The 24596-nt window shown below is 72.3% G+C and carries 18 protein-coding genes, 2 tRNA genes and 1 pseudogene; 12 read left to right on the top strand and 9 right to left on the bottom strand.

The genetic code is table 11. The features are described 5' to 3' along the window. The first annotated feature begins 186 nt into the window (after positions 1 to 186). From pdhA (ACZ5Y0_RS22180) to ACZ5Y0_RS22160, 5 genes are all read left to right on the top strand, one after another. Positions 187 to 1320 carry a pyruvate dehydrogenase (acetyl-transferring) E1 component subunit alpha gene (pdhA, locus tag ACZ5Y0_RS22180; RefSeq protein ID WP_469130420.1) on the top strand — a complete coding sequence of 378 codons (1134 nt, stop codon included), beginning with the start codon at positions 187 to 189 and terminating at the stop codon, positions 1318 to 1320. Beyond that, positions 1320 to 2324, top strand: a complete 1005-nt coding sequence (locus ACZ5Y0_RS22175; RefSeq protein ID WP_469130419.1) for an alpha-ketoacid dehydrogenase subunit beta — start codon at positions 1320 to 1322, stop codon at positions 2322 to 2324. The genes pdhA (ACZ5Y0_RS22180) and ACZ5Y0_RS22175 overlap by 1 nt, the downstream gene beginning before the upstream one ends. Beyond that, entirely contained in the window at positions 2324 to 3715 is a 1392-nt protein-coding gene (locus ACZ5Y0_RS22170) for a dihydrolipoamide acetyltransferase family protein (RefSeq protein WP_469130418.1), read from the top strand. Before ACZ5Y0_RS22175 ends, ACZ5Y0_RS22170 begins: the two co-directional genes overlap by 1 nt. A gap of 138 nt (positions 3716 to 3853) precedes the next feature. Then, positions 3854 to 4789 carry an NTP transferase domain-containing protein gene (locus ACZ5Y0_RS22165; protein ID WP_469130571.1) on the top strand — a complete coding sequence of 312 codons (936 nt, stop codon included), beginning with the start codon at positions 3854 to 3856 and terminating at the stop codon, positions 4787 to 4789. Next, the gene (locus ACZ5Y0_RS22160) at positions 4786 to 6174 is read left to right on the top strand and encodes a molybdopterin molybdotransferase MoeA (RefSeq protein ID WP_469130417.1); all 1389 of its coding nucleotides are present in this window, start codon (positions 4786 to 4788) and stop codon (positions 6172 to 6174) included. Before ACZ5Y0_RS22165 ends, ACZ5Y0_RS22160 begins: the two co-directional genes overlap by 4 nt. 129 nt (positions 6175 to 6303) lie before the next feature. Here ACZ5Y0_RS22160 and ACZ5Y0_RS22155 read toward each other — a convergent pair whose 3' ends face one another. After that, a complete protein-coding gene (locus ACZ5Y0_RS22155) occupies positions 6304 to 7419 on the bottom strand; it encodes a potassium channel family protein (RefSeq protein WP_469130416.1) in 1116 nt (371 codons plus the stop codon). A 120-nt stretch (positions 7420 to 7539) separates the two neighbouring features. Between ACZ5Y0_RS22155 and ACZ5Y0_RS22150 the strand changes: the two are divergent. After that, positions 7540 to 8199, top strand: a pseudogene (locus ACZ5Y0_RS22150) (potassium channel family protein); the annotation flags it as partial. 15 nt (positions 8200 to 8214) lie between these two features. Here ACZ5Y0_RS22150 and ACZ5Y0_RS22145 read toward each other — a convergent pair. Together ACZ5Y0_RS22145 and ACZ5Y0_RS22140 are read right to left on the bottom strand one after the other, a co-directional pair. Continuing rightward, positions 8215 to 9060 (bottom strand): ABC transporter permease, encoded by an 846-nt coding sequence (locus ACZ5Y0_RS22145; RefSeq protein ID WP_469130415.1) that lies wholly within the window; start codon positions 9058 to 9060, stop codon positions 8215 to 8217. Further along, positions 9057 to 10061, bottom strand: a complete 1005-nt coding sequence (locus ACZ5Y0_RS22140; RefSeq protein WP_469130414.1) for an ATP-binding cassette domain-containing protein — start codon at positions 10059 to 10061, stop codon at positions 9057 to 9059. The genes ACZ5Y0_RS22145 and ACZ5Y0_RS22140 overlap by 4 nt, the downstream gene beginning before the upstream one ends. A 148-nt stretch (positions 10062 to 10209) precedes the next feature. Here ACZ5Y0_RS22140 and ACZ5Y0_RS22135 point away from each other — a divergent pair, with 148 nt between their 5' ends. Further along, on the top strand, positions 10210 to 11190 hold the full coding sequence (locus ACZ5Y0_RS22135) for an NAD(P)H-quinone oxidoreductase (protein WP_469130413.1): 981 nt from the start codon (positions 10210 to 10212) through the stop codon (positions 11188 to 11190). 18 nt (positions 11191 to 11208) lie between these two features. Here the strand turns inward: ACZ5Y0_RS22135 and ACZ5Y0_RS22130 are convergent, their stop codons facing one another. Then, positions 11209 to 12018, bottom strand: a complete 810-nt coding sequence (locus tag ACZ5Y0_RS22130) for a hypothetical protein (protein ID WP_469130412.1) — start codon at positions 12016 to 12018, stop codon at positions 11209 to 11211. A gap of 164 nt (positions 12019 to 12182) precedes the next feature. On the opposite strand from ACZ5Y0_RS22130, the gene ACZ5Y0_RS22125 reads away from it, so the two are divergent. Further along, positions 12183 to 12731 carry a bacterial proteasome activator family protein gene (locus ACZ5Y0_RS22125; protein WP_469130411.1) on the top strand — a complete coding sequence of 183 codons (549 nt, stop codon included), beginning with the start codon at positions 12183 to 12185 and terminating at the stop codon, positions 12729 to 12731. A gap of 84 nt (positions 12732 to 12815) precedes the next feature. On the opposite strand, the gene ACZ5Y0_RS22120 is transcribed toward ACZ5Y0_RS22125, so the two are convergent. Further along, positions 12816 to 14450: a protein kinase domain-containing protein gene (locus ACZ5Y0_RS22120; protein WP_469130410.1), complete on the bottom strand. Its 1635-nt coding sequence runs from the start codon at positions 14448 to 14450 to the stop codon at positions 12816 to 12818. A 345-nt stretch (positions 14451 to 14795) separates the two neighbouring features. Between ACZ5Y0_RS22120 and ACZ5Y0_RS22115 the strand changes: the two genes are divergently transcribed. Then, positions 14796 to 16394: a protein kinase domain-containing protein gene (locus tag ACZ5Y0_RS22115; protein WP_469130409.1), complete on the top strand. Its 1599-nt coding sequence runs from the start codon at positions 14796 to 14798 to the stop codon at positions 16392 to 16394. Between the two features lie 92 nt (positions 16395 to 16486). Here ACZ5Y0_RS22115 and ACZ5Y0_RS22110 read toward each other — a convergent pair whose 3' ends face one another. After that, a complete protein-coding gene (locus ACZ5Y0_RS22110; protein ID WP_469130570.1) occupies positions 16487 to 17491 on the bottom strand; it encodes a phosphotransferase in 1005 nt (334 codons plus the stop codon). Between the two features lie 615 nt (positions 17492 to 18106). On the opposite strand from ACZ5Y0_RS22110, the gene pdhA (ACZ5Y0_RS22105) reads away from it, so the two are divergent. Genes pdhA (ACZ5Y0_RS22105) through ACZ5Y0_RS22095 form a run of 3 tightly spaced genes read left to right on the top strand, consistent with a single transcriptional unit; the run spans position 18107 to position 21825 of the window. Beyond that, a complete protein-coding gene (pdhA, locus tag ACZ5Y0_RS22105; RefSeq protein ID WP_469130408.1) occupies positions 18107 to 19360 on the top strand; it encodes a pyruvate dehydrogenase (acetyl-transferring) E1 component subunit alpha in 1254 nt (417 codons plus the stop codon). A gap of 1 nt (position 19361) precedes the next feature. Then, positions 19362 to 20339, top strand: a complete 978-nt coding sequence (locus ACZ5Y0_RS22100; RefSeq protein WP_469130407.1) for an alpha-ketoacid dehydrogenase subunit beta — start codon at positions 19362 to 19364, stop codon at positions 20337 to 20339. A gap of 10 nt (positions 20340 to 20349) precedes the next feature. Continuing rightward, positions 20350 to 21825, top strand: coding sequence for a dihydrolipoamide acetyltransferase family protein (locus ACZ5Y0_RS22095; RefSeq protein WP_469130406.1), 1476 nt, complete (start codon positions 20350 to 20352; stop codon positions 21823 to 21825). Positions 21826 to 21988: 163 nt separating this feature from the next. Here ACZ5Y0_RS22095 and ACZ5Y0_RS22090 read toward each other — a convergent pair whose 3' ends face one another. The 3 genes from ACZ5Y0_RS22090 to ACZ5Y0_RS22080 all read right to left on the bottom strand — a co-directional run bounded on the left by ACZ5Y0_RS22090 (position 21989) and on the right by ACZ5Y0_RS22080 (position 24456). Next, positions 21989 to 24304 carry a hypothetical protein gene (locus ACZ5Y0_RS22090; RefSeq protein ID WP_469130405.1) on the bottom strand — a complete coding sequence of 772 codons (2316 nt, stop codon included), beginning with the start codon at positions 24302 to 24304 and terminating at the stop codon, positions 21989 to 21991. A gap of 3 nt (positions 24305 to 24307) precedes the next feature. Beyond that, positions 24308 to 24379, bottom strand: a tRNA-Arg gene (locus ACZ5Y0_RS22085). Between the two features lie 5 nt (positions 24380 to 24384). Next, positions 24385 to 24456: transfer RNA gene (locus tag ACZ5Y0_RS22080), tRNA-Pro, on the bottom strand. Positions 24457 to 24596: the final 140 nt, after the last annotated feature.

Below are 24596 nucleotides of genomic sequence, written 5' to 3'. Positions count from 1 at the left end.
TCAGGTGTCATGTCCCCCCGCCTCTCCGCCGTGGACGTACTGCGTCCATCTCAGGCTGTGCAGAACCGTTTGTCCACAGCCTGAGGGGGCCAGTAGCCAAAATGTGCCGACGACCGAACAATCGGTAGGTGAGGCGGGTCACAGCCGACCCGCCTCCCGTAGCCACTCCCACGAGGAGGTGCCGTCATGACGGTCATGGAGCAGCGGGGCGGATACCGGCCGACACCGCCGCCCGCCTGGCAGCCCCGCACCGACCCCGCGCCGCTGCTGCCCGAGGCGGAGCCCTACCGCGTCCTCGGCACCGAGGCGGCCGCGCAGGCCGAGCCGGAGCTGCTGCGCCGGCTCTACGCCCAGCTGGTGCGCGGCCGTCGGTACAACGCGCAGGCCACCGCCCTGACCAAGCAGGGCCGTCTCGCCGTCTACCCCTCCAGCACCGGCCAGGAGGCCTGCGAGGTCGCCGCCGCGCTCGTCCTCGAGGAGCGCGACTGGCTCTTCCCGAGCTACCGCGACACCCTCGCGGTCGTCGCGCGCGGCGTGGACCCGGTCGAGGCCCTCACTCTCCTGCGCGGCGACTGGCACACCGGCTACGACCCGTACGAGCACCGCGTGGCCCCCCTGTGCACCCCGCTCGCCACCCAGCTCCCGCACGCCGTGGGCCTCGCGCACGCCGCCCGCCTCAAGGGTGACGACGTGGTGGCGCTCGCCATGGTCGGCGACGGCGGCACCAGCGAGGGCGACTTCCACGAGGCGTTGAACTTCGCCGCCGTCTGGCGGGCACCGGTCGTCTTCCTCGTCCAGAACAACGGCTTCGCGATCTCCGTCCCGCTCGCCAAGCAGACCGCCGCACCCTCCCTGGCCCACAAGGCCGTCGGGTACGGCATGCCGGGCCGGCTGGTCGACGGCAACGACGCGGTCGCGGTGCACGAGGTGCTCGCCGACGCCGTACGGCACGCGCGCGCGGGCGGCGGTCCCACGCTCGTCGAGGCGATCACCTACCGCGTGGACGCCCACACCAACGCCGACGACGCGACCCGTTACCGCGGCGACGCCGAGGTCGAGACCTGGCGTGGGCACGACCCGATCGACCTGCTGGAGCACGAGCTGACCGCGCGCGGACTGCTCGACGAGGAGACGCGGCAGGCCGCACGGGACGCCGCCGAGGCGATGGCCGCCGATCTGCGCGCCCGCATGAACCAGGACGCCCCGCTCGACCCCATGGACCTTTTCGCCCATGTGTATGCCGAACCCACCCCGCAACTGCGGGAGCAGCGCGCCCTGCTGCGGGCCGAGATCGAGGCGGAGCAGGGAGGAACGCACTGATGACCACCGTCGCCGTCAAGCCCGCCACCATGGCGCAGGCCCTCACGCGCGCACTGCGCGACGCGATGGCCGCCGACCCGTCCGTGCACGTCCTCGGTGAGGACGTCGGCACCCTCGGCGGCGTCTTCCGGGTCACCGACGGACTCGCCAAGGAGTTCGGCGAGGACCGCTGCACGGACACCCCGCTCGCCGAGGCTGGCATTCTCGGCACCGCGGTCGGCATGGCCATGTACGGCCTCCGGCCGGTCGTGGAGATGCAGTTCGACGCCTTCGCCTACCCGGCGTTCGAGCAGCTCATCAGTCATGTCGCCCGCATGCGCAACCGCACCCGCGGCCGCATGCCGCTGCCCGTCACGATCCGCGTCCCCTACGGCGGCGGCATCGGCGGCGTCGAGCACCACAGCGACTCCTCCGAGGCCTACTACATGGCCACCCCCGGGCTGCACGTCGTCACACCCGCGACGGTCGCCGACGCCTACGGTCTGCTGCGCGCCGCGATCGCCTCCGACGACCCGGTCGTGGTCCTCGAACCCAAGCGCCTGTACTGGTCCAAGGACTCCTGGAACCCGGAGGAGCCGTCGGCCGTTGAACCCATCGGCCGCGCGGTGGTGCGGCGCTCGGGCCGGAGCGCCACCCTCATCACCTACGGGCCGTCGGTGCCCGTCTGCCTCGAAGCCGCCGAGGCGGCCCGGGCCGAGGGGTGGGACCTCGAAGTCGTCGACCTGCGCTCCCTGGTGCCGTTCGACGACGAGACGGTCACCGCCTCGGTGCGGCGGACCGGCCGTGCGGTCGTCGTCCATGAATCGAGCTCCTTCGGAGGCCCGGGCGGGGAGATCGCGGCCCGCGTCACGGAGCGCTGCTTCCACCACCTGGAAGCGCCGGTGCTGCGCGTCGCCGGGTTCGACATCCCCTACCCGCCGCCGATGCTGGAGCGTCACCACCTGCCCGGCGTCGACCGCATCCTGGACGCCGTGGCGCGTCTGCAGTGGGAGGCCGGGAACTGATGGCACAGGTGCTGGAGTTCAAGCTCCCCGACCTCGGGGAGGGGCTCACCGAGGCGGAGATCGTGCGGTGGCTGGTCGAGGTCGGTGACGTCGTCGCCGTCGACCAGCCGGTCGTGGAGGTCGAGACGGCCAAGGCGATGGTCGAGGTGCCCTGCCCCTACGGTGGGGTGGTCACCGCCCGCTTCGGCGATGCGGGCACGGAACTGCCCGTCGGCGCTCCGCTGATCACGGTCGCGGTGGGCGCACCCACCTCCGGCGGCTCGGCGGACGTCCCGGACACCCCGGAAGCCCCGGACACCCAGGGCACGTCGGCCGCCGCGGGCGGCCAGGGCTCGGGCAACGTCCTCGTGGGGTACGGCACGTCGGAGGCGCCCGCGCGACGCCGCAGGGTACGACCGGAGCGACCGGCCCCCGCCACCGTGCCCATGACGGCGGCCCGGCCGGCGAACGGGGAGGTTCGAACCGCCGAAGCGGCTGACGGCCCCGTGGCGGTGATCTCCCCCCTCGTGCGCAGGCTGGCCCGTGAGAACGGCATCGACCTGAGGGAGCTGACCGGCTCCGGCCCCGACGGGCTGATCCTGCGGGCCGACGTGGAGTACGCGCTGCGGGCCGCCGCCACGCAGGGCCGGACCACGACGGCGACTCCCGAGCCGCACACGGCCCCACAGTCGGCGGTCACCACCGCCACCACCGGACCCTCCGCCGGCACGCGCATCCCGCTCAAGGGGGTCCGCGGCGCCGTCGCCGACAAGCTCTCACGCAGCCGCCGCGAGATCCCCGACGCGACCTGCTGGGTCGACGCGGACGCCACCGAGCTGATGCGTGCCCGTACGGCGATGAACGCGGCCGGGGGGCCGAAGGTCTCCCTCCTGGCGCTCCTGGCCCGTATCTGCACGGCGGCCCTGGCGCGTTACCCGGAGCTGAACTCCACGGTCGACCAGGAGGCCAGGGAGATCGTCCGCCTGGAACACGTCCATCTCGGCTTCGCCGCCCAGACCGAGCGGGGTCTCGTGGTGCCCGTCGTCCGCGACGCCCACGCCCGCGACACCGAGGGCATCGGGGCGGAGTTCGCCCGGCTCACCGAGGCGGCCCGCACCGGTACCCTCACGCCGGCCGATCTGACCGGCGGCACTTTCACGCTGAACAACTACGGCGTGTTCGGCGTCGACGGCTCGACGCCGATCATCAATCACCCCGAGGCCGCGATGCTGGGCGTAGGCCGCATCGTCCCCAAGCCATGGGTGCACGAGGGCGAACTGGCCGTGCGCCAGGTCGTCCAGCTCTCGCTCACCTTCGACCACCGGGTGTGCGACGGCGGCACCGCGGGCGGCTTCCTGCGGTATGTGGCGGACTGTGTGGAACAGCCGGCGGTGCTGCTGCGCACCCTGTGACCGGGTGGGCACTCCGGCGTTCCCCGCGCTCGGAGTGCCGCGCATACTCGGGGGGTGACTCCGAACGAGCCGCGGGCGGTCACCTTCAGTGATCGCCCGGACCGGGACGCCGCCGCCTCCTTCGAACAGGGCGTCGGCGTGCCCCTCGCCCATGATGCCGTCGTGCTCGCCGGTGGCGGTGCCCGCCGGCTGGGCGGCGCCGACAAGCCCGGCGTGCGGGTGGGCGGGCGCCCCCTGCTCGACCGGGTGCTCGGGGCCTGCGCCGACGCGGACACCACCGTCGTCGTCGCGGACCCACGGCCGACCGCCCGGCCGGTGCGCTGGACGCGCGAGGACCCGGCCGGAGCGGGTCCCGTGGCCGCACTCGACGCCGGGTTGCGGCACGCCACGGCGAACCTTGTCGTCGTCCTCTCCGCCGACCTGCCGTTCCTCGCGGCGGACACCGTCAGGCGGCTGCTGGCGACCCTGGACGCCGACCGCACCGAGGGCGCACTGCTCACCGACGCCGACGGCCGCGAACAGCCGCTCGTCGCCGCCTACCGCACCTCAGCCCTGCGCCGCGAGCTCTCGGCGCTCGGCGAACAGCACGGCGGTCTCACGGGGCTGCCCCTGCGCCGGCTGACCGCCCGCCTCGATCTCGCCCGCGTCCCCGACCCCGTCGCGTCCTTCGACTGCGACACCTGGGACGACATCGCCGCCGCCAGAGCACGTATCAGGGAGCATGGCCACGTGTTGGATGAATGGATTTCCGCAGTCAAGGACGAGCTGGGCATCGAACTCGACGTCGCCACCGGCGTCCTCCTCGATCTCGCCCGCGACGCCGCCCACGGAGTGGCCCGTCCCGCGGCCCCCCTGACCACCTTCCTCGTCGGCTACGCCGCCGGGCGAGCCGGAGGAGGCCCGGAAGCCGTCGCAGAGGCGACGCGCAAGGCCACCGCCCTGGCCATCCGCTGGGCCGACGAGATCAACACGGCCGATGAGGCCGACGGGACCACCGGCGCTGCCGGGTCCGCCACCGGACAGCCCGACGCGGTTCCCGGCGCCACGCCCGACGCCCGCCCGGACGCCGGATGACCGCCCCCGGCATCCGGGACGGCCAGGACGCCGAGGACCTCGACGTCGAGGAGGTGCTCGCCCTCGTGAAGGACGGCAACCGCTCCGCCCGACCGGCCGCCGGCACCACACCCGACCCGGCGGCCACGCAGAGCGAAGGCCACGGCTCTCAGGCCGCCCCCGCGGCACGCCACCGGAAAGCCACCGCAACCCCCTGGGCCGACGCCCGCGCCCGCGCCGGCCGTGCCGCCCGCTCCCTCGCCGCCCGCCGGACCCCCGTCTCCGTGGCCCTCGAGGACGCCTTGGGCCTCGTCCTCGCCGTCCCCCTCACCGCCCTCACCGACCTGCCCTCCTTCGACACCTCCGCGATGGACGGCTGGGCGGTCGCCGGCCCCGGCCCGTGGGCCGTTCGGGACAGGGGGCTTCTGGCCGGGCAGGCCGAGCCCGCACGCCTCGTCGACGGCGAGGCCGTCGGGATCGCCACCGGCGCCCGTATCCCCCCGGACACGACCGCGGTGCTGCGCAGCGAGCACGGCCGTACCGACGAGAAGGGCCGGCTGCACCCCGGCCGGGACCTCCAACACGGCCAGGACATCCGTCCGCGCGGCCAGGAGTGCCGTAGTGGGGACCAGTTGCTGCCCGGCGGAGCGGTGGTGACGCCGGCCGTCCTCGGGCTCGCCGCGGCCGCCGGATACGACACGCTCACCGCGGTGCCCCGTCCCCGCGTCGAGGTGCTCGTCCTGGGTGACGAACTGCTCACCGAGGGCCGCCCGCACGACGGACTCATCCGTGACGCGCTCGGCCCGATGCTCCCCCCGTGGCTGCGGGCGATGGGCGCCGAGGTGGTGGCCGTGCGCAGGCTCGGTGACGACGCGGAGGCCCTGCACCAGGCTCTCACCGCATCCGCGGCCGACCTGATCGTCACCACCGGCGGGACGGCCGCAGGACCCGTCGACCACGTTCATCCCACCCTGCGCCGCCTCGACGCCGAACTGCTGGTCGACGGGGTCGAGGTGCGTCCGGGGCACCCGATGCTGCTGGCCGGGCTCACGAGGGACCGGTACCTCGTCGGTCTGCCGGGCAACCCGCTGGCGGCCGTCTCCGGGTTGCTCACGCTCGCCGAGCCCTTGCTGCGCACCCTCGCGGGCCGGTCCGCTCCGGAGCCGTACACCCTTCCGCTGCGGGAGGCGGCGCACGGGCACCCGCATGACACCCGGCTCGTCCCGGTCGTCCTGAGAGGCGATCACGCCCTGCCGCTGCACTACAACGGCCCCGCGATGCTGCGAGGCATCGCGGCGGCCGACGCCCTCGCCGTCGTGCCGCCCGGAGGCGCACGAGCCGGTCAGGAGACGGAACTGCTCGATCTTCCGTGGGCCGCGGCCGGGATCGGAGCCTGTTTCACGTGAAACATCCCAAGAGCGCGAGTCATCCGGTTGTTTCACGTGAAACGCCCGGACAGGCCTGCTCCGCCCTGTTTCACGTGAAACACGGGCGCGAGGCGGCCGGGCCGCCAGGCTCCCCTCCCGGCGGCCTCGTCACGCCTGTTCGGGCGCCTTCGCCCGGCTCACCGTGATCACCCGGTCCCCGGCCTGGAGCTGCGTGAAGCGGGGGTCGGCGAAGTCCAGGAGGTCCTTGCCGCGGACGACGGCCACGACCAGGTCCGTGGAGGCGCGCGGTGACTTACCCGCCTCCTGCCTGGTGACAGGGCGCTCGATGAGGTCCAGGCCGCTGCCGAGGGTCATGAGGTCCTCCAGCGTCCTGGCGACGGTCGGGCTGACCATGGAGACGCCCAGAAGCCGGCCTGCGGAGCTGGAGCTGGTCACCACGGTGTCCGCGCCGCTCTGCTTCAGCAGCGGCACGTTCTCGTCCTCCCTCGCCGCGACGGCGATCGTGGCGCGCCGGTTCAGCTGGCGGGCCGTGAGCGTGACCAGGGCGGCGGTGTCGTCGCGTTGCGGGGCCACGATCACCCGTGAGGCGTGGGCGACCTCGGCCTTGAGCAGCGTCTCCGAACGGGTGGCGTCTCCGATCACCGACACCAGACCGTCGTCCCCGGCCGCGTGGGCGGCTTTGCGCTGGACGTCCACCACGACGATCTGTTCCTTGGGGATGCCCTGCCCGACGAGCGTCTCCACCGCGTGACGGCCCTTGGTGCCGTAGCCGACGACCACGACGTGCCGGTGGGTGCGGCTGCGCCAGCGGTGGATGCGGACCTGCTGGCGGGTGCGCTCGGTGAGGACCTCGAGGGTCGTACCGACCAGGATGATCAGGAACAGCACGCGCAGCGGCGTGACGACGAGGATGTTGACCAGCCGGGCCGAGTCGCTGACGGGGGTGATGTCGCCGTAGCCGGTGGTCGAGAGGGTGACGGTGGCGTAATAGGCGGCGTCGAGGAAGTCGACCGAGCCGTCGGAGTTGTCGTTGTAGCCGTCGCGGTCGAGGTAGACGATCAGGGTGGTGACCAGCAGCACCAGCAGGCCCAGGGCGAGACGTCGCAGCACCTGCTGGAGCGGGGGAAGGGCGCTCTGTACGGGCATCGTGATGGAGCGGCCCGCCTCGGCGTCGTCCCGTGCCTCGGCGCGGGAGCGATACCACAGTGACCGGAAGAGAGAGAGTCGTCCCGGTCCCGCCGAGTGTCGTTCGTGGTCTCGCATCGCGTGGCCCCCTGTGGTGGTGTTCCGATCGGTGGGCACCATGGTTCACGGCGGGGTCGCCCCCGTCAGGGCGCGACACCCGTTGCGTACCGAGCTTTCGCCAGCAACCCGGAGGTCCCCTTGCGCGACCACACTGTCGTCGTCGGCTTCGGCACGAAAGGCCGGTCCGCGATCCGGACCGCCTGCGCGTCGGGGCTGCGGAAGGAACAGGTCATCGTGATCGACCCCGGCGCGAAGATGATCGACGTGGCGACGGCCGAGGGGTACGAGGGCGTGGTCGGCGACGGCACCCGCAGTGACGTGCTGCGGCGGGCGGAGGTACAGCGGGCCGGACGAATCATCATTGCGACGGAACGCGACGACACGGCCGTACTCGTGACGCTGACGGCGCGCCAGCTCAATCCGCGGGCGAAGATCGTGGCCGCGGCGCGCGAGGAGGAGAACGCGCCGCTGCTGAAGCAGTCCGGCGCCGACGAGGTCATCACCAGCGCGGGAGCGGCCGGGCGGCTCCTCGGCCTGTCCGTACTCAGTCCCGCGGCGGGCCGGGTGATGGAAGACCTCATGCAGCAGGGCAGTGGCCTCGACCTCGTGGAACGGCCGGTCACCAAGGCCGAGTCGGGTCGCACCCCGCGCGAGACCGAAGACCTGGTGGTGAGCGTCGTCCGCGGTCACCGGGTGCTGGCCTACGACGATCCCGCCGTCGGCGTCCTCCAGTTGACGGACCGTCTCGTCACCATCGTGCGGGTGCCGCCGGAGCCGCCGAAGGCACTGCGTTTCTGAACCGGTCCGCACGCCCTACTTGCGGTTGTAGAGCCGCATCGTCACGGGGCCGAAGACCAGCACGAAGAGTCCCGCCCAGCCCAGGGACCAGGCGACCTCGGCGGCCGGCCAGTCGCCGGCCATCAGCCCGCGCACCGCGGACGCGAGGTGCGTGACCGGGCTGTTGTTGACGAACGCCTGGAGCCAGCCCGGCATGGTCCTCGGGTCGACGAACACGTTGGACAGGAAGGTCAACGGGAAGATCACCATCATGCTGACGCCCATCACGGACTTCTCGGTGCGCAGCATCAGGCCGAACATCGTCCAGATCCACGAGAACGCGAACGAGAAGACGATCAGCAGGGCGACCCCGGCCAGGATCCCGAGAACCCCGCCGTCCGGCCGGTAACCGAGGATCATGCCGACGGTGAGCATCACCACGGACGCGATGGTGTAGCGCAGGGCATCGCCGAGGAGATAGCCGACCATCGTCGAAGGCCGCCAGATCGGCAGTGAGCGGAACCGGTCGAAGACGCCCTTCTCGATGTCCGTGTTCACCGAGACGCCCGTGTACATGGTGATCATCACGACCGACATCACCAGGATGCCGGGCAGCAGGAACTGGATGTACTCCTTCGGCGACCCGGCCAGGGCGCCCCCGAAGAGGTACGTGTACATCAGCACCATCATGATCGGGAACGCTGTGACGTCGAACAGTTGCTCCGGCACGTGCTTGATCTTGAGGACGGCCCGCCAGCCGAAGGTGAGGGAGGCCGACCAGGCACTGGGCCGTGGCGGACGCTCCTCGGCGACCAGCAGTGCCGCGAGGGAGTCGGCGCGGACCGGTGCGAGCTGGGTCTCGTTCGTCGTCGCGGTGCTCATGCGGCCACCTCGTTCTTCACGGCGTCGTCCGCCTGGGTGTCGTGTCCGGTGAGGGCGAGGAACACCTCGTCCAGGCTGGGCTGGCCGAGCGAGAAGTTGTCGACGGTGACACCGGTCCTGGCCAGCTCGCCCAGAGCCCGCGCGGCCTGCTCCGCGGCCGTGTCGCCGGCCGTCGCGGCCAGCCGGGCCGTCAGGGCCACCGGGTCGGCGTCGGGCTGTACCCGCGCGTCCAGCACCCTGGTCAACACCTTGGCCGCCTGCGGACGCTGCTCGGCGTCCCGCAGCCGCAGATGGACGGATCCGGCACCCACGGAAGCCTTCAACTCGCCCTTCGTGCCCTCGGCGATCACCTTGCCGCGGTCGATGACGGCGATGCGGGACGCCAGCTGATCGGCCTCGTCCAGGTACTGCGTGGTCAGCAGCACGGTCGTGCCCTGCGCGACCACCGCCCGCACGATGTCCCACACCTGGTTGCGGCTGCGTGGGTCGAGCCCGGTCGTCGGCTCGTCGAGGAAGAGCAGGTCGGGGGTGCTGAGGATGGACGCGGCGATGTCGATACGGCGGCGCATGCCGCCCGAGTAGTGCTTGACCTGCTTCGATGCCGCGTCGGTGAGCCCGAAGGCTTCCAACAGCTGTCCGGATCGCTCGCGCGCGGCCCTCTTGGCATGCCCGAGGAGCCGGGCCAGCAATACCAGGTTCTCGGCGCCGGTGAGGTCCTCGTCCACGGACGCGTACTGCCCGGTGAGGCTGACCAGGCCGCGTACCGTGTCCGCCTCGTGGACGACGTCGTGGCCGAAGACGTGGGCCTGGCCGCCGTCGGGCCGCAGGAGGGTGGCGAGCATCTTCACCGTGGTCGTCTTGCCGGCGCCGTTCGGGCCCAGGACGCCGTAGACGGTGCCGGTGGGGACGGCGAGGTCCACGCCGTCCACGGCCCTGGTCTCGCCGAACGTCTTCACCAGGCCCGCGGTCTCGATCGCCAGGCCGGCGGTGTGCTGGCTCATCGTGGGGTGTCCTTCCGCGCATGTGGTCTACGCATGGGAAGACCCTCACCGTCGCGCGAACTCATCGGTCGCGCACAGGGTTCTCGCCACGGACCTCACCCACGACGGAGGCGGCTGCGACCAGGGACCGCGGGGTAGCGTCCCTCTCATGCATGCGATCACGATTCCCGAACCTGGTGGTCCCGAGGCGCTGGTGTGGGACGAGGTCCCCGATCCCGCATACGGCGAGGGTGAGGTCCTGGTCGAGGTGGTGGCCAGTGCCGTCAACCGCGCCGACGTCCTCCAGCGGCAGGGCTTCTACAACCCGCCCCTTGGCGCCTCGCCCTACCCCGGCCTGGAGTGCTCCGGCCGGATCGCCGCGCTCGGCCCCGGCGTCTCCGGGTGGGCCGTCGGCGACGAGGTGTGCGCTCTGCTCGCGGGCGGCGGATACGCCGAGAAGGTGGCCGTACCGGCCGGACAGCTGCTGCCGTTGCCCGAGGGCACCGATCTCGTGCGGGCCGCGGCACTGCCGGAGGTGGCCTGCACGGTCTGGTCGAACGTCTTCATGATCTCCCATCTCCGCCCCGGCGAGACGCTGCTGGTGCACGGTGGCTCCAGCGGCATCGGCACCATGGCGATCCAGCTGGCCAAGGCCGTCGGCGCCACGGTCGCCGTGACCGCGGGCAGTGCGCAGAAGCTGGAGCGGTGCGCCGAGCTGGGCGCGGACATCCTGATCAACTACCGCGAGCAGGATTTCGTCGCCGAGATCAAGAAGGCCACCGACGGCGCCGGCGCCGACGTCATCCTCGACAACATGGGCGCCAAGTACCTGGACCGCAACGTCCAGAGCCTCGCCGTCAACGGCCGGCTGGCGATCATCGGCATGCAGGGAGGCGCCAAGGGTGAGCTGAACATCGGCGCGCTCCTCGGCAAGCGCGCCGCGATCAGCGCGACCTCGCTGCGGGCGCGTCCTCTCGGGGAGAAGGCCTCCATCGTCGCAGCGGTACGCGAACATGTCTGGCCCCTGCTCGCCGCCGGTCATGTCCGTCCCGTCGTGGACCGTGAACTGCCGATGAGTGACGCGGCCGCCGCCCACCGGGTCGTCGAGGACAGCGGACACATCGGCAAGGTCCTGCTGGTCACGCACTGACACGACCCCGCTGTCCCGCTAGCCGCGGCGCAGCCGCAGGCCGAGGAAGGCGAGACCGAGGCCCAGGCCGATGAGGACCAGTCCGCTGCCGAGGGGCAGGACCCGCAGCATCCGTCCGACGGGCCGCTCCTCGGCGGAGTCGGCCTGCCGCACGGTCCGCGGCGAGGTGGAGGGGGCGAACCCGGCCTCGCGCGGGGCCTCGTCCGGCGCGGCCGGCTCCTCGGCCGGTCGCTCCCCGAAGCCCTCTTCCTCGCCGGCGTCCGTCTCCTCGTCGAGAACCTCCGGGTCCTCCTCCACGGTCCCCCCGGTGCGGCCGGGCCGCACCCGCCCCTCGCCGGCCCGGCTCCCGGCCCGGTCGGGGCCGCCGGGAGACACGGAGGGCGAGGGGGACGCGGCGTAGGCGGCGGACGAGGCGGCCGCCGACGCGGTGGGGGACGCCGAGGCGGGGGCGTACGGCGGCACCCTGGGATACGACGGGACGCGGTCGTGCCTCGTCCCCTGCGAGGGCGTCGAACCGGTACGTCCGTGCGCCGGACCAGGCCCGTGCGTGGTGCCGGGGCCGTGCGCCGGACCAGGCCCGTGCGTGGTGCCGGTGCCGTGCGCCGGACCAGGCCCGTGCGTGGTGCCGGTGCCGTGCGCCGCACCAGGCCCGTGCGTGGTGCCGGGGCTGTGCGTGGTGCCCCGGTCGTGGGCCGGTCCGCTCTCGTACGCCGTGGAGCCATATGCCGGTACCGCCGCGTCCGCCGACACACCCCCGTAGGGCAGCACGGCCACCAACAACCCCGTCCCCACACCCACCCCGCACAGCCCCCGCCGCCATGGAGTCACGTCCGTGACCTCCTCCTGGTGTTGAGCCATCACAGAATGAGGCCACAAGCCTCACACGACGGAATGATCGCCGCATTCCGGACTGCTCCGGACGGAAAACGGTGGATCACCCTTCACGGGGGGCACCACGGTGATGAGGTGTGGGGGTGCGAGACAATGGCGGCATGGAGATGCCGAGGAACGAACGGTCGCCGGAGAACGCCCAGAAGATCCTGGTCGTGGGCCAGGACGGCATGGCACTCGGCGGCATCGACGCGGAGGACGATTCCCGTGAGATCCCCGTGACCGAGCAGGTCGAGCAGCCGGCGAAGGTCATGCGGATCGGCAGCATGATCAAGCAGCTGCTCGAGGAGGTGCGTGCGGCCCCTCTCGACGAGGCCAGTCGCGTCCGTCTCAAGGAGATCCACGCCAGCTCGGTGAAGGAGCTGGAGGACGGCTTGGCGCCGGAGCTGGTCGAGGAACTGGAGCGGCTCTCCCTGCCGTTCAACGAGGAGTCGACCCCGAGCGACGCGGAGCTGCGGATCGCGCAGGCCCAGTTGGTGGGCTGGCTGGAGGGCCTGTTCCACGGCATCCAGACCACGCTGTTCGCCCAGCAGATGGCCGCGCGGGCCCAGCTGGAGCAGATGCGTCGTGCGCTGCCGCCGGGCGTGGGCGGTCAGGAGGGCTCCGACGACCCGCGCGCGGGCGGCCGTTCGGGGGGCCCCTACTTGTAAGCCGCGTCCGCGAACCCGTACCGACTACCGGAACAGAAGGGCCAGGCGACCGACGCCGGGCCCTTCTCGGTCGTTCGGGGTTTGTCAGGACGGCGGGTTGCCCGTGGAGACGCTCAGCTCGATCTCCGGCATGTCCTTCGGGTCGACGTCCGTCCCGGCGGACGGGAACTGGTTCATGACCGTCCCATCGCCGTAGGTGTTCTCGTCCTGGTCCTTTTCCTTGATGTTCCAACCGGCCGCCTGGAAGCAGGCCTTGACCGAGTCGATGTTCTTGAACTTGAAGTCGGGAAGCCGGATCTTGTCGGGGTCGTTGTACGACTCCTGCGGCTCGGTGCACTCGGACGTGTCGATCGTCTTGGACGTGTCCGGACCGCGGTAACCGGCGGCCTTCGTCGGCGACGAGGAGGTGGTGGCGGGGTCGCCGCCCTTGTCGTCGTCACCGCTGCCGCCGGCCGCGAGGGTCCCGATCAGTGCGCCGACGGTCGCGAGGGCCACGATCGCCGAGCCGACGAGCACTCCCCTGTTGTTCCCGCGGCCGCCGCCCGGCGCTCCCGCGGCCGGGGCCTGCGGGCTCAGGTTGTACGCGGGCGGGGTGTTCGACCCCTGCTGGTGGCCGTACGCCGGAACGGGCGTCTGGTAGCCCTGCTGCGGATAGCCGTAGGAGGGGGCGGGCGTCGAGGGGGTGCCGTACGGGTTGGGCGTCGGAGCCGGCTGGTACGGCGTCTGGACGTTGCCCACGGGGGTCTGGGGGCTCTGGCCGACCGGCGGGAACACCGCGGAGCCGACACCCGAGCCGCTCTGCGAGGGGTTGCCCGGCACGATGCTCGGCGGGGCGGGCTGGAAGGAGGCCGCGACGCGCAGGCACTCGTCGCGCATGGCGACGGCGGTGGGGAAGCGCTCGTTCGGGTTCTTCTTCAGCGCGCGGGCGACGAGCGCGTCGACGGCCGGCGGCAGCGCGCGGTTGATGGAGGAGGGAGCCACCGGCTCCTCCTGCACATGGGCGTAAGCGATCGCGAGTGGCGAGTCGGCGTCGAAGGGCAGCCGCCCGGTCACCAGTTGGAACAGCATGATGCCGACCGAGTACAGGTCGGAGCGGGCGTCCACAGCGCGGCCGAGGGCCTGTTCGGGCGAGAGGTACTGCGGAGTGCCGACGACCATGCCGGTCTGCGTCATCGAGGTGACACCGGACTGCATGGCGCGCGCGATGCCGAAGTCCATCACCTTGACCACGCCACGCTTGGTCATCATCACGTTGCCGGGCTTGATGTCGCGGTGGACCAGGCCCATCTCGTGGCTGATCTCCAGGGCGGCCAGCACGTCCGCGGTGATCTTCAGCGCCTTGTCGGCGGGCATCGCGCCCTGCCGCCGTACGTCCTCGTCGAGCACCGAGCCGAGCGGGCGGCCCTCGATGTACTCCATGACGATGTACGGGGTGGTCATGCCGTCGACATCGTCCTCGCCGGTGTCGAAGACCGAGACGATGTTGGTGTGGGTGAGCTTCGCCACGGCCTGGGCCTCGCGGCGGAAACGCTCGCGGAAAGCCTGTTCGCGGCCGAGTTCGGTGTGGAGCGTCTTGACCGCGACCTGCCGGTCGAGGACAGAGTCGTAGGCGAGGTGCACCGAGGCCATGCCGCCCTCGCCGAGCAAGTCGCGCAGCTGATAGCGGCCGCCGGCGAGCGCCCGCCCCGCGTACCGGCCCTGCGCGCCGTCCTGGCTCATTCTCTGCGTCCCCCGTCAGGCCCTCGGCGCTGCCGCTCGCCGTGGCTTGCTCATTGATCGAAAGTGCTATTCCCGGCCAAGTCTGCCCCAGGGCACCGACACGTCAAGCTCGGTGCCCGTTCCGTGACCGTACGCGAAAGAAGAGTCGCGCAAGCGTTACAGGTGCCGTACTGCCGGTACACAGAATTTGCACGCCGACGCGGACTGCGGGTTTGATGGCCGATCCGTCTCCGACCGATGCCCGGGCTCGTCCCGGACCGGCGGCTTGCGCGGAGGCTGTAGCGTGGCCGACGGAGACCGTGACAACACCGCGCGCACCGCGGGCAGAAACGACGGCGAGGACTGATGGCACCACAGCAGCGCGCTCAGGGCCCGTCCGACCCCGAGGCGACTGGCGGCGGTATGTCAGATGCGCCGGAGATGTGGGGTAACGGCGGACTTGTCGGAGACGGCCGGTACCGGCTGACCGGCAGACTCGGGCGGGGCGGCATGGCGGAGGTGTTCGCCGCCGAGGATGTGCGTCTCGGCCGCACCGTCGCGGTCAAGCTGCTGCGCGCCGACCTCGCCGAGGACCCGGTCTCCAAGGCCCGCTTCACGCGCGAGGCCCAGTCGGTGGCCGGCCTCAACCACCACGCGATCGTCGCCGTGTACGACTCCGGCGAGGACGTCGTCGGCGGCCAGAGCGTGCCGTACATCGTGATGGAGCTGGTCGAGGGGCGGACGATCCGTGACCTGCTCCTCAACGCCGAGGCGCCGGGCCCCGAGCAGGCCCTGATCATCGTCTCGGGGGTGCTGGAGGCGCTCGCCTACTCCCACCAGCACGGCATCGTGCACCGGGACATCAAGCCGGCGAACGTGATCATCACGGACAACGGCGCGGTGAAGGTGATGGACTTCGGCATCGCGCGCGCCCTGCACGGGGCGTCGACGACCATGACGCAGACCGGCATGGTCATGGGTACCCCGCAGTACCTCTCCCCGGAGCAGGCGCTCGGCAAGGCCGTCGACCACCGCTCCGACCTGTACGCCACGGGTTGCCTGCTGTACGAACTGCTCGCGCTGCGGCCGCCGTTCACCGGTGAGACCCCGCTGTCGGTGGTCTACCAGCATGTGCAGGACATCCCGGTGCCGCCGTCGCGGATCTCGGAGGGCGTGTGCCCGCCGGAGCTCGACGGCCTCGTCATGCGTTCCCTCGCCAAGGACCCCGACGACCGGTTCCAGACCGCGGAGGAGATGCGCGGCCTCGTCCAGTACGGGCTCCAGATGCTGTACGACGAGGGCGCGCACACCGGCACCTGGAACACCGGCCTCGTCGAGGCGGGCACCGGCGCCGGTGCCGCCGCGGTGGGCTTCGCGAGCACGAGTGTGCTGCCGCAGGGCGCCGACGGGTCCCACACCTCGCAGATCTCGCAGCCGATCCTGCCGGGGTACGGCAACGGCGACGACGGCGGGTTCGAGGGGCGCGGCAACCGGGGCAACGGCCGCGGCAAGCTGTGGATCCTCGCCGTCCTCGCGGTGATCGCCGTCGCCGCGGGCGTCGCGCTCGCCCTGAACAAACAGGGCGCGAGCGGTGGCGGGAGCGAGACCACGAAGTCGCCGAGCGCCACACCGTCCGCCTCGGCCGACCGGACGAGCCCGCCGCCGAGCGAGAAGGCGACCGACAAGTCGACGGAGGACACCTCCGACGGCAGCACCGGTTCGAACTCCGGGTCCAACTACACGCCCCGGTACACGCCCTCGTACTCGCCCTCGCCGAGCTACAGCAGCGAGCCGTCGGACGAGCCGTCGGATCCGGTGACGAGCGATCCGGTGACGGAGGAGCCGAGCGACCCGGTGTCGAGCGATCCCGGCACGGCGGACGGGGGCACCGGCGACGGCGGGACGTCGCAGGGCGGCACCATCTCCGGCGTCACCAACGGCGGCACCGCCGGCGACGAAGGCTGACCGACGGAACGGCACCACGCACGCGCGCGTGAACCCTTCGACGGGGCTTCCCGCGCGCGTGGTCGTTTCCGAGGCCCGCCTTCCGGGCCCCGTCACTCCGTGAACGCGTCGCACACCGCGTCGTACTCCCGTGTCCACCACACCGCGAGGGCGGACGCGGCCGGGAACTGGGGGTCGGCACGGGTGTCGCCGCGCTCGTAGTGCCAGCGCAGCATCCAGAAGTCGTTCAGGCGCTCCCACCACACCCGGTGCACGGCGGCCGCCAGCTCGCTGGGCGTGGCACCGGCGGCGGGCCGGTACGCGCGCGCGTACGCCCGAGCCCTCGCCAGGTCGAGGGTGCCGTCGGGCCGGAGGAAGAAGATCGCGGCGGCGCGTACGGCCTCCTCCGCGCGGGGCTGCACGCCGAGCCGGTCCCAGTCGACGATCGCGGCGGGGGCCTCCCCGCGGTAGAGCAGGTTGAAGGGGTGGAAGTCACCGTGCACCCAGCCGGCCGGACCGGCGTGCGGAGGGCGCCGGCCGGCGTGCCGCTCCAGCAGGGCGCGGCGTTCCAGAAGCCGGTGACGGGCCAGTTCGTCGAAGGCGTCGCAGGGGCGGTGCCGGCGTACGAGCGCGAGGAGGTCGTCGATCAGGGCGAAGGTGTCGGCGGGGGCGGGGCTCTCGGCGGGAGTGGCGCGTGCCCTCACGTGGGCCGGCATCACGCGCTCCAGGCAGGCGTGGACCACCCCCAGCAGCGTCCCCAGGCGCCCGCACGCGTGGGGGGTGAGCTGGGTGCCGTGGCGGTGCCGGCCGTCGACCCACGGGTGCAGGGCGTAGAAGTGGCCGCCGACGACGGCGACCGTGCGCCCGTCGCGGCCGGGCAGCGGGGGTGCGACCGGGACTCCCAGGTCGGCCAGGCGCTGGGTGGCCCGGTGCTGCCGGACGATCGAGTGCGGGTCGGCGGTGTCGGGGTCGAAGTGGTGTTTGAGGAAGTAGCGGCCGCGGGTGGTGCGCAGCCGGTAACCGCGGTTCAGCAGCCCTTGGTCGACGGGCTCGCACGAGAGCGGGGAACCGGCGGCATAGCGTCGGAGCAGGGCGGCCAGAGGGGGCGCGTGGGGCAAGAGGGGTGGTACACAGGAGCGCGGCACGCGCAGATCGTAGGGCACGCGGCGACGCTGTGAGCTGGGTGTTGTCACACACCGTCACCTGCTGTCACAAGTGATCCCGGACGGTCGTCCTGGGGTGTGCCTCGGCCGCGAAGTGGTCCGGACGGGCGAGGCCCGCCGCGGCTAGGGTCGCGACGCGGGGTGACCGTCCGGTGGCCGACGGCTGGAAGGGGGCGCCGCCGCTCACTGTCCGGGGTGCGGCTCCGAGTGGTGCCAGTGGAAAAACAAGGCGAATTGTCCCTTCGTGTTCGCGGTGGTGCTCCTGCGCGGAAACTCTTCCCGTGACCTGGGTGCGCGGGATAACGTGCCGTTGCTCCGGCCTCCTGCAAGGCTGTGACCAGGCTCCTTCCCGACTTTGCCGATTTACTTGGAAATCCAAGCAAAAACGCAGGTCAGGTGGGGTTGCACAGAAATGTGGCGCACTGGGTAACGTGAGGCTTGCAGGGCGCTCGCCGGGGCACCTGTCGCCTGTTCCGGCCGAGGGCACCCACCCCGTGCACGGGTTTCGGAACAGGTGAGCCGCACTGGCCACCCGGCAACCCCGGGGGCCGGACCGACGGAGGAGCACACGTGACCGTGGAGAGCACTGCCGCGCGCAAGCCGCGACGCAGCGCCGGAGGCAAGGCCGGCGCCACCGGCACCGGGACGGCGGCCGAGGCCACCGACGCGGCGACCAAGGCCACCGGTACCAAGCGCACCACTCGTACCACCCGCGCCGCCGCGCCGAAGGGCACCGCCGAGCCCCAGCTCGTGCAGCTGCTGACGCCCGAGGGCGAGCGCGTGAAGAACGCCGAGTACGACCCGTACGTCGCCGATGTCACGCCCGAGGAGCTGCGCGGCCTCTACCGCGACATGGTGCTCACCCGCCGCTTCGACGCCGAGGCCACCTCCCTCCAGCGCCAGGGCGAGCTGGGCCTGTGGGCCTCCCTGCTCGGCCAGGAGGCCGCCCAGATCGGTTCCGGCCGGGCCCTGCGCGACGACGACTACGTCTTCCCGACCTACCGTGAGCACGGCGTCGCCTGGTGCCGCGGTGTCGACCCGGCGAACCTGCTCGGCATGTTCCGCGGCGTCAACAACGGCGGCTGGGACCCCAACGGCAACAACTTCCACCTGTACACGATCGTCATCGGTTCCCAGACGCTGCACGCCACGGGCTACGCGATGGGCGTGGCCAAGGACGGCGCGGACTCGGCGGTCATCGCCTACTTCGGCGACGGTGCCTCCAGCCAGGGCGACGTGGCCGAGTCGTTCACCTTCTCCGCGGTGTACAACGCGCCGGTGGTGTTCTTCTGCCAGAACAACCAGTGGGCGATCTCCGAGCCGACCGAGAAGCAGACCCGTGTGCCGCTCTACCAGCGCGCCCAGGGCTACGGCTTCCCGGGCGTCCGCGTCGACGGCAACGACGTCCTCGGCTGCCTGGCGGTCACCAAGTGGGCCCTGGAGCGGGCCCGCAGGGGCGAGGGACCGACCCTCGTCGAGGCGTACACGTACCGCATGGGTGCCCACACCACCTCCGACGACCCGACCCGCTACCGCCACGACGACGAGCGGGCGGCCTGGGAGGCGAAGGACCCGATCCTGCGCCTGCGCCGGTACCTGGAGACCTCAAACCACACGGACGAGGCATTCTTCGCGGAACTCGAGGCCGAGAGCGAGGCGTTGGGCAGGCGAGTGCGCGAAGCGGTCCGTTCGATGCCGGACCCGGACCGTTTCGCCATCTTCGAGAACGTGTACGCGGACGGGCATGCGCTCGTCGACGAGGAGCGGGCCCAGTTCGCCGCCTACCAGGCGTCGTTCGCGGACTCTTCCGAGGGGGGTAACTGAGATGGCGGAGAAGATGGCCCTCGCCAAGGCGATCAACGAGTCGCTGCGCAAGGCCCTGGAGTCGGACCCCAAGGTCCTCGTCATGGGTGAGGACGTCGGCAAGCTCGGCGGCGTGTTCCGGGTGACGGACGGCCTTCAGAAGGACTTCGGCGAGTCCCGCGTCATCGACACCCCGCTCGCCGAGTCGGGCATCGTGGGCACGGCGATCGGCCTGGCCCTGCGCGGTTACCGCCCGGTGGTGGAGATCCAGTTCGACGGCTTCGTCTTCCCGGCCTACGACCAGATCGTCACCCAGCTCGCGAAGATGCACGCGCGTGCGCTCGGCAAGATCAAGATGCCGGTCGTCATCCGGATCCCCTACGGCGGCGGCATCGGCGCCGTGGAGCACCACTCGGAGTCCCCCGAGTCGCTCTTCGCGCACGTGGCAGGCCTGAAGGTGGTCTCCCCGTCGAACGCCGACGACGCCTACTGGATGATGCAGCAGGCCATCCAGAGCGACGATCCGGTGATCTTCTTCGAGCCCAAGCGGCGCTACTGGGACAAGGGCGAGGTCGACCCCGAGGCGATCCCCGGCCCCCTGCACAAGGCGCGGGTCGTCCGCGAGGGCACCGACCTGACCCTCGTCGCCTACGGCCCGATGGTGAAGCTCTGCCAGGAGGCCGCCGCCGCGGCCGCCGAGGAGGGCAAGAGCCTGGAGGTCCTGGACCTGCGTTCGGTCTCCCCGCTCGACTTCGACTCCATCCAGGCCTCCGTGGAGAAGACCCGCCGTCTGGTCGTCGTCCATGAGGCGCCGGTCTTCTTCGGTTCGGGCGCGGAGATCGCCGCCCGGATCACGGAGCGCTGCTTCTACCACCTGGAGGCCCCGGTGCTCCGGGTCGGCGGTTACCACGCCCCGTACCCGCCGGCGCGTCTGGAAGAGGAGTACCTGCCGGGCCTGGACCGGGTGCTCGACACCGTCGACCGTGCCCTGGCGTACTGAGGAGAGGGTCGTGACGACGATGACGGAAACGTCCGTACGCGAGTTCAAGATGCCCGACGTGGGCGAGGGACTCACCGAGGCCGAGATCCTCAAGTGGTATGTCCAGCCCGGTGACACGGTGACCGACGGCCAGGTGGTGTGCGAGGTCGAGACGGCCAAGGCCGCCGTCGAACTGCCCATCCCCTACGACGGTGTGGTGCGCGAGCTGCGGTTCCCCGAGGGCACCACGGTCGACGTGGGCATGTCGATCATCGCGGTGGAGGTGTCGGGCGGATCGGCGCCGGCCGCCGCCCCCGCCCCTGCCGCCGCCCCCGCCGTGGAGCAGCAGCCCGAGGAGCCGAAGGCGCAGGGGTCCGGCCGACAGCCGGTCCTCGTCGGTTACGGCGTGGCCGCGTCCTCCACCAAGCGCCGCCCGCGCAAGAGCGCCGAGATCCCGGTCCAGGAGGCGGCGTCCGTCTCCGCCGCCGTCCAGGCGGAACTGAACGGACACGGGACGGTCCCCCCGGCCACCCCCGCTCCCTCCGCGGTCACCGCCGTCCCGTCCGTGGCGGCCGACCGGCCCCGCCCGCTGGCCAAGCCGCCCGTGCGCAAGCTGGCCAAGGACCTGGGGGTGGACCTCGCCTCGGTGGTCCCGTCCGGCCCGGACGGCATCATCACGCGCGAGGACGTTCACGCCGCCGCGGCCCCCGCGCAGGCACCGGACCGGCCGGCGGCACCGCGGCCCACGCCGGCGGCCACCCCGGCGCCGGTCACCACCTCGGCTCCGGCCCCCTCGTACGACACGGCACGCGAGACCCGTATCCCGGTCAAGGGCGTCCGTAAGGCGACGGCGGCGGCGATGGTGGGCTCGGCGTTCACGGCGCCGCATGTCACCGAGTTCGTGACGGTCGACGTCACGCGCACCATGAAGCTCGTCGAGGAGCTGAAGCAGGACAAGGACATGCGGGGCCTGCGGGTGAACCCGCTCCTGCTGATCGCCAAGGCGCTGCTGGTGGCCATCAAGCGCAATCCGGACGTCAACGCCTCCTGGGACGAGGCCGGCCAGGAGATCGTGCGCAAGCACTACGTCAACCTGGGCATCGCGGCCGCGACCCCGCGCGGGCTGATCGTGCCGAACATCAAGGACGCCCACGACAAGACGCTGCCGCAACTGGCCGAGGCGCTGGGCGAGCTGGTGGCGACGGCGCGCGAGGGCAGGACGTCCCCGGCGGCCATGCAGGGGGGCACGGTCACCATCACCAACGTCGGCGTCTTCGGCGTCGACACCGGTACGCCGATCCTCAACCCCGGCGAGTCCGCGATCCTCGCGGTCGGCGCGATCAAGCTCCAGCCGTGGGTCCACAAGGGCAAGGTGAAGCCACGGCAGGTGACCACGCTGGCGCTGAGCTTCGACCACCGCCTGGTCGACGGCGAGCTGGGCTCCAAGGTGCTCGCCGACGTGGCGGCCGTCCTGGAGCAGCCGAAGAGATTGATCACCTGGGGCTGAGTCCACGGCACCCCGTCCGGAGGAGCCGCGTATCGGAGTGAAGCCGACGCGGCCTCTTCCGGAAGGCGAGGCCGGGGAGAGCCGCGTATCCGAGTGACGCGGACGCGGCCTCCCCCGAAACCGCAGGCGAGGCCGGGCGGGTCTGCCGGGGGCCCCACCCGTCTCATCCCCCCGCCGCGCCCCCCGGCCCCCGCATCCAGTGCCCCCCGGTGCTCCACCCCAACAGCCGACGGCCTGTTCCGGAGTCCGCCGAGCCGCCCTCCGCGACCTGGCGCAGTCCGGTGAGTGCCGGGGCCAGTCGGCCCTCGACATGCCCCGGCCGTCGCCGGGCCTCCTCTGGCAGCCAGTTCAGGGTGCGGGTCCGCTCCTCCGGTGGGCAGAGGGACAGGTGGAACAGCATCTGTCGCCAGGCGTAGGCGGCGTCCTTGATGGTGGTCAGGGGCCACGGGTGGCCGTTCATCCGGGCGGTCAGCCGGCACACCGTGCCGAAGCTGCGCCGGGCCAGGTTCTCCCAGCCGGTGGTGGGGACGATGCCGACCCGGTGGACCAGGGTGGCGAGGTTGTGCGTGGTGAGGATCTGCGCCTGCTCGATCACCATGCCGTTCGCGGCCGTGGAGCCGTCGTACCGGTGGCCGGGCGAGGACGCCGCGGCCCGTTCGGCGCACAGCTTCGCGAACCCCGGGGAGGTGCGCGGCCGGAGCTGCCGGGTCTGTGCCCCGGCGACCTCGGTGATCGCCATGTCACGGATCGCGCGGTAGTCGATGGCGTAGTAGCGCTCGTACAGCGAGCCCCCGCCGAGCAGTTCCGCGGCCACACGGGCGGCGGCGAGGAACTTCGGGGTGAACGTGCCCATGAAGATGTCCGCGGCCAGCTCCTCCACCAGGGGAGCGCCCAGCTCGGCCTGGCGGGCCAGCACGGACAGCTCGCGGACCAGCGGGTTGGGCAGCACGGTGGCCGGGAACGCCTGCACGGCCAGCTCGCCCAGCTGCCGCAGCGCGAGGGCGGACTCCGTCCCCGCCTCGGCGTCGGAGCGCTGCCCGGCCACGGCCTTCACCCAGGGCAGCTCCTCCGCCCGCACCTGCCGTTCGAGGTCGAGCAGCAGCAGCGACCGGCGGTAGCGGAAAGCCCGGTATCCGGCGGCGGCCAGGGTGCGCAGGGCCTCGTCCGGGTAGGTCTGCGCGGTGGTGACGGCGACGAGTTGCGGAACCAGTGCGGCCAGCACCTCCGCGGACGGGACGAGACCCTGCTCCACCAGCGTGGCGACGGGCGCGCTCAGCGCGGCCTCGACGGGCCGCCGCAGGGCGGCAGGGATCACGGCGCCCGCGGGCAGTCCGGTCTCCCGGGCCTCCTGCTCGCTCACCGGAACCAGCAGTGGTGCGACCTGCGCGGCCCCCACCTCCTGCGGCAGTCCGGCCAGCCGGCGCAGCACCAGCTGCGCGAGCGCGTGGTGCGAGGGCAGCGCCGTCTGGACGGCCTGCTCCCGGCGCAGCGCCGTCAACCGTGGGGAGCCGGGACGCCCCCGCCGACGCACCATGGACGTGACGGCGTGCCGCAGCAGCCCGGACCGGCGCGCGTCCAGCTTCCGCCCGGCGACGGTCTCCTCCAGCGCGCTCCGCAGGATCGCCAGGTTCTGCTTGGGGTCGAGGTGCTTGGTGCAGTACGTGTGACGGCGGGCCAGGTCGGCGTATCGGCGCAGCAGTTCGCCGCTCCGCTCGCGCCAGTCGGCGCCGGGGGTGCGGCCCGGGACGCGCCCGTCCTCGTCGGCCGTCTCCAGCCAGTGCGAGAGCAGTTCGTCCCCGAACGGCTGCCAGACGGTCAGCGCCTCCCGCTGTGTCTCCACGGCCCGGCTGGGCGTGCGCCGGTCCAGCGTGCCGATGGCCTCGCCGACGGTACGGCGGTGCACGGCACCGGGGTCGGGAGCCGGCAGGTCGGAGGGCCGCGGCGTGAACCGCAGCCGGTCGGCGAACGGGGCGATCTCCTCGACGAGGTCGACGGCCGCGTCCGTCTCCCCGGCCCGGACCAGCCACGCCACCGTGAGCAGGGCGGCCTCCTCGGGCAGGGTCACCTCGTACCGTCCGGTCTCGAGCAGCTCGCCGAGCCGGCCGAGGCCCTCCTCGGACAGCCAGTACGCGAACAGGTCCCGTCGGTTCTCCGGGACGCCCGCCCGGCGCGCGGCCTCGGTCTCCTGGGCGAGCAGGGGTCCGCCGGCGGCCGGTTTCCCGGTGGCGAAGCCGCCGCGCACGACCTCGGGCGTGACCCAGGCGGGCAGGCCCGCGACGGGGGTGCGGGAGCCGATCGTCAGCAGTCCGCCCGTCATGCCCGACAGCACGTCACGCCAGCGCCGCCCCCGTTCCTCCGCGCGGTGGCGGGCCTCGGGGTCCGGGTGGGTCCGGGCGGTCGTGAGCGCCCTGGCCAGTTGGCCGGACGCGTAGCCCGGGTTCGCCTCTACGAGGTGCTGCTGGTCAGCGTCGTGGTTCATAAGCCGGCGTGACGGGCTCTGCCCCCGTGCCCTCCGGGACAGGAGCCCGGTGCTCTGCTGCTGAGCTACACGCCGATGCGCCGACGTGGCGGGTTCCGCCCCCGCGCCCTCCGGGTCCCGAGCCCGGTGCTCTGCTGCTGAGCTACACGTCGTAGGCGACGACGCTAGGTCCCGAACGAGTGTGCGGGCAAACCGGTTTCGGCCGCCGGGCAAGCGAATCGACCTGTCAGGCGCTCGAGGACGAGGCCCGTTCAAGAGCCGCAGCGGGGAGCCGAGGGGGCAGCCCGGGCAG

The sequence above is a fragment of the Streptomyces sp. NPDC033216 genome (assembly GCF_055577115.1).
The sequence above is the reverse complement of the archived record's forward strand: the minus strand, read 5'-3'. Positions and strand labels throughout refer to the sequence as shown.

Excerpts from the sequence above, each read along its gene's own strand:
- pdhA (WP_469130420.1), top strand. The coding sequence starts at position 187 with ATGACGGTCATGGAGCAGCGGGGCGGATACCGGCCGACACCGCCGCCC.
- ACZ5Y0_RS22175 (WP_469130419.1), top strand. The coding sequence starts at position 1,320 with ATGACCACCGTCGCCGTCAAGCCCGCCACCATGGCGCAGGCCCTCACG.
- ACZ5Y0_RS22170 (WP_469130418.1), top strand. The coding sequence starts at position 2,324 with ATGGCACAGGTGCTGGAGTTCAAGCTCCCCGACCTCGGGGAGGGGCTC.
- ACZ5Y0_RS22160 (WP_469130417.1), top strand. The coding sequence starts at position 4,786 with ATGACCGCCCCCGGCATCCGGGACGGCCAGGACGCCGAGGACCTCGAC.
- ACZ5Y0_RS22155 (WP_469130416.1), bottom strand. The coding sequence starts at position 7,419 with ATGCGAGACCACGAACGACACTCGGCGGGACCGGGACGACTCTCTCTC.
- ACZ5Y0_RS22145 (WP_469130415.1), bottom strand. The coding sequence starts at position 9,060 with ATGAGCACCGCGACGACGAACGAGACCCAGCTCGCACCGGTCCGCGCC.
- ACZ5Y0_RS22140 (WP_469130414.1), bottom strand. The coding sequence starts at position 10,061 with ATGAGCCAGCACACCGCCGGCCTGGCGATCGAGACCGCGGGCCTGGTG.
- ACZ5Y0_RS22135 (WP_469130413.1), top strand. The coding sequence starts at position 10,210 with ATGCATGCGATCACGATTCCCGAACCTGGTGGTCCCGAGGCGCTGGTG.
- ACZ5Y0_RS22125 (WP_469130411.1), top strand. The coding sequence starts at position 12,183 with ATGGAGATGCCGAGGAACGAACGGTCGCCGGAGAACGCCCAGAAGATC.
- ACZ5Y0_RS22120 (WP_469130410.1), bottom strand. The coding sequence starts at position 14,450 with ATGAGCCAGGACGGCGCGCAGGGCCGGTACGCGGGGCGGGCGCTCGCC.
- ACZ5Y0_RS22115 (WP_469130409.1), top strand. The coding sequence starts at position 14,796 with ATGGCACCACAGCAGCGCGCTCAGGGCCCGTCCGACCCCGAGGCGACT.
- ACZ5Y0_RS22100 (WP_469130407.1), top strand. The coding sequence starts at position 19,362 with ATGGCGGAGAAGATGGCCCTCGCCAAGGCGATCAACGAGTCGCTGCGC.
- ACZ5Y0_RS22090 (WP_469130405.1), bottom strand. The coding sequence starts at position 24,304 with ATGAACCACGACGCTGACCAGCAGCACCTCGTAGAGGCGAACCCGGGC.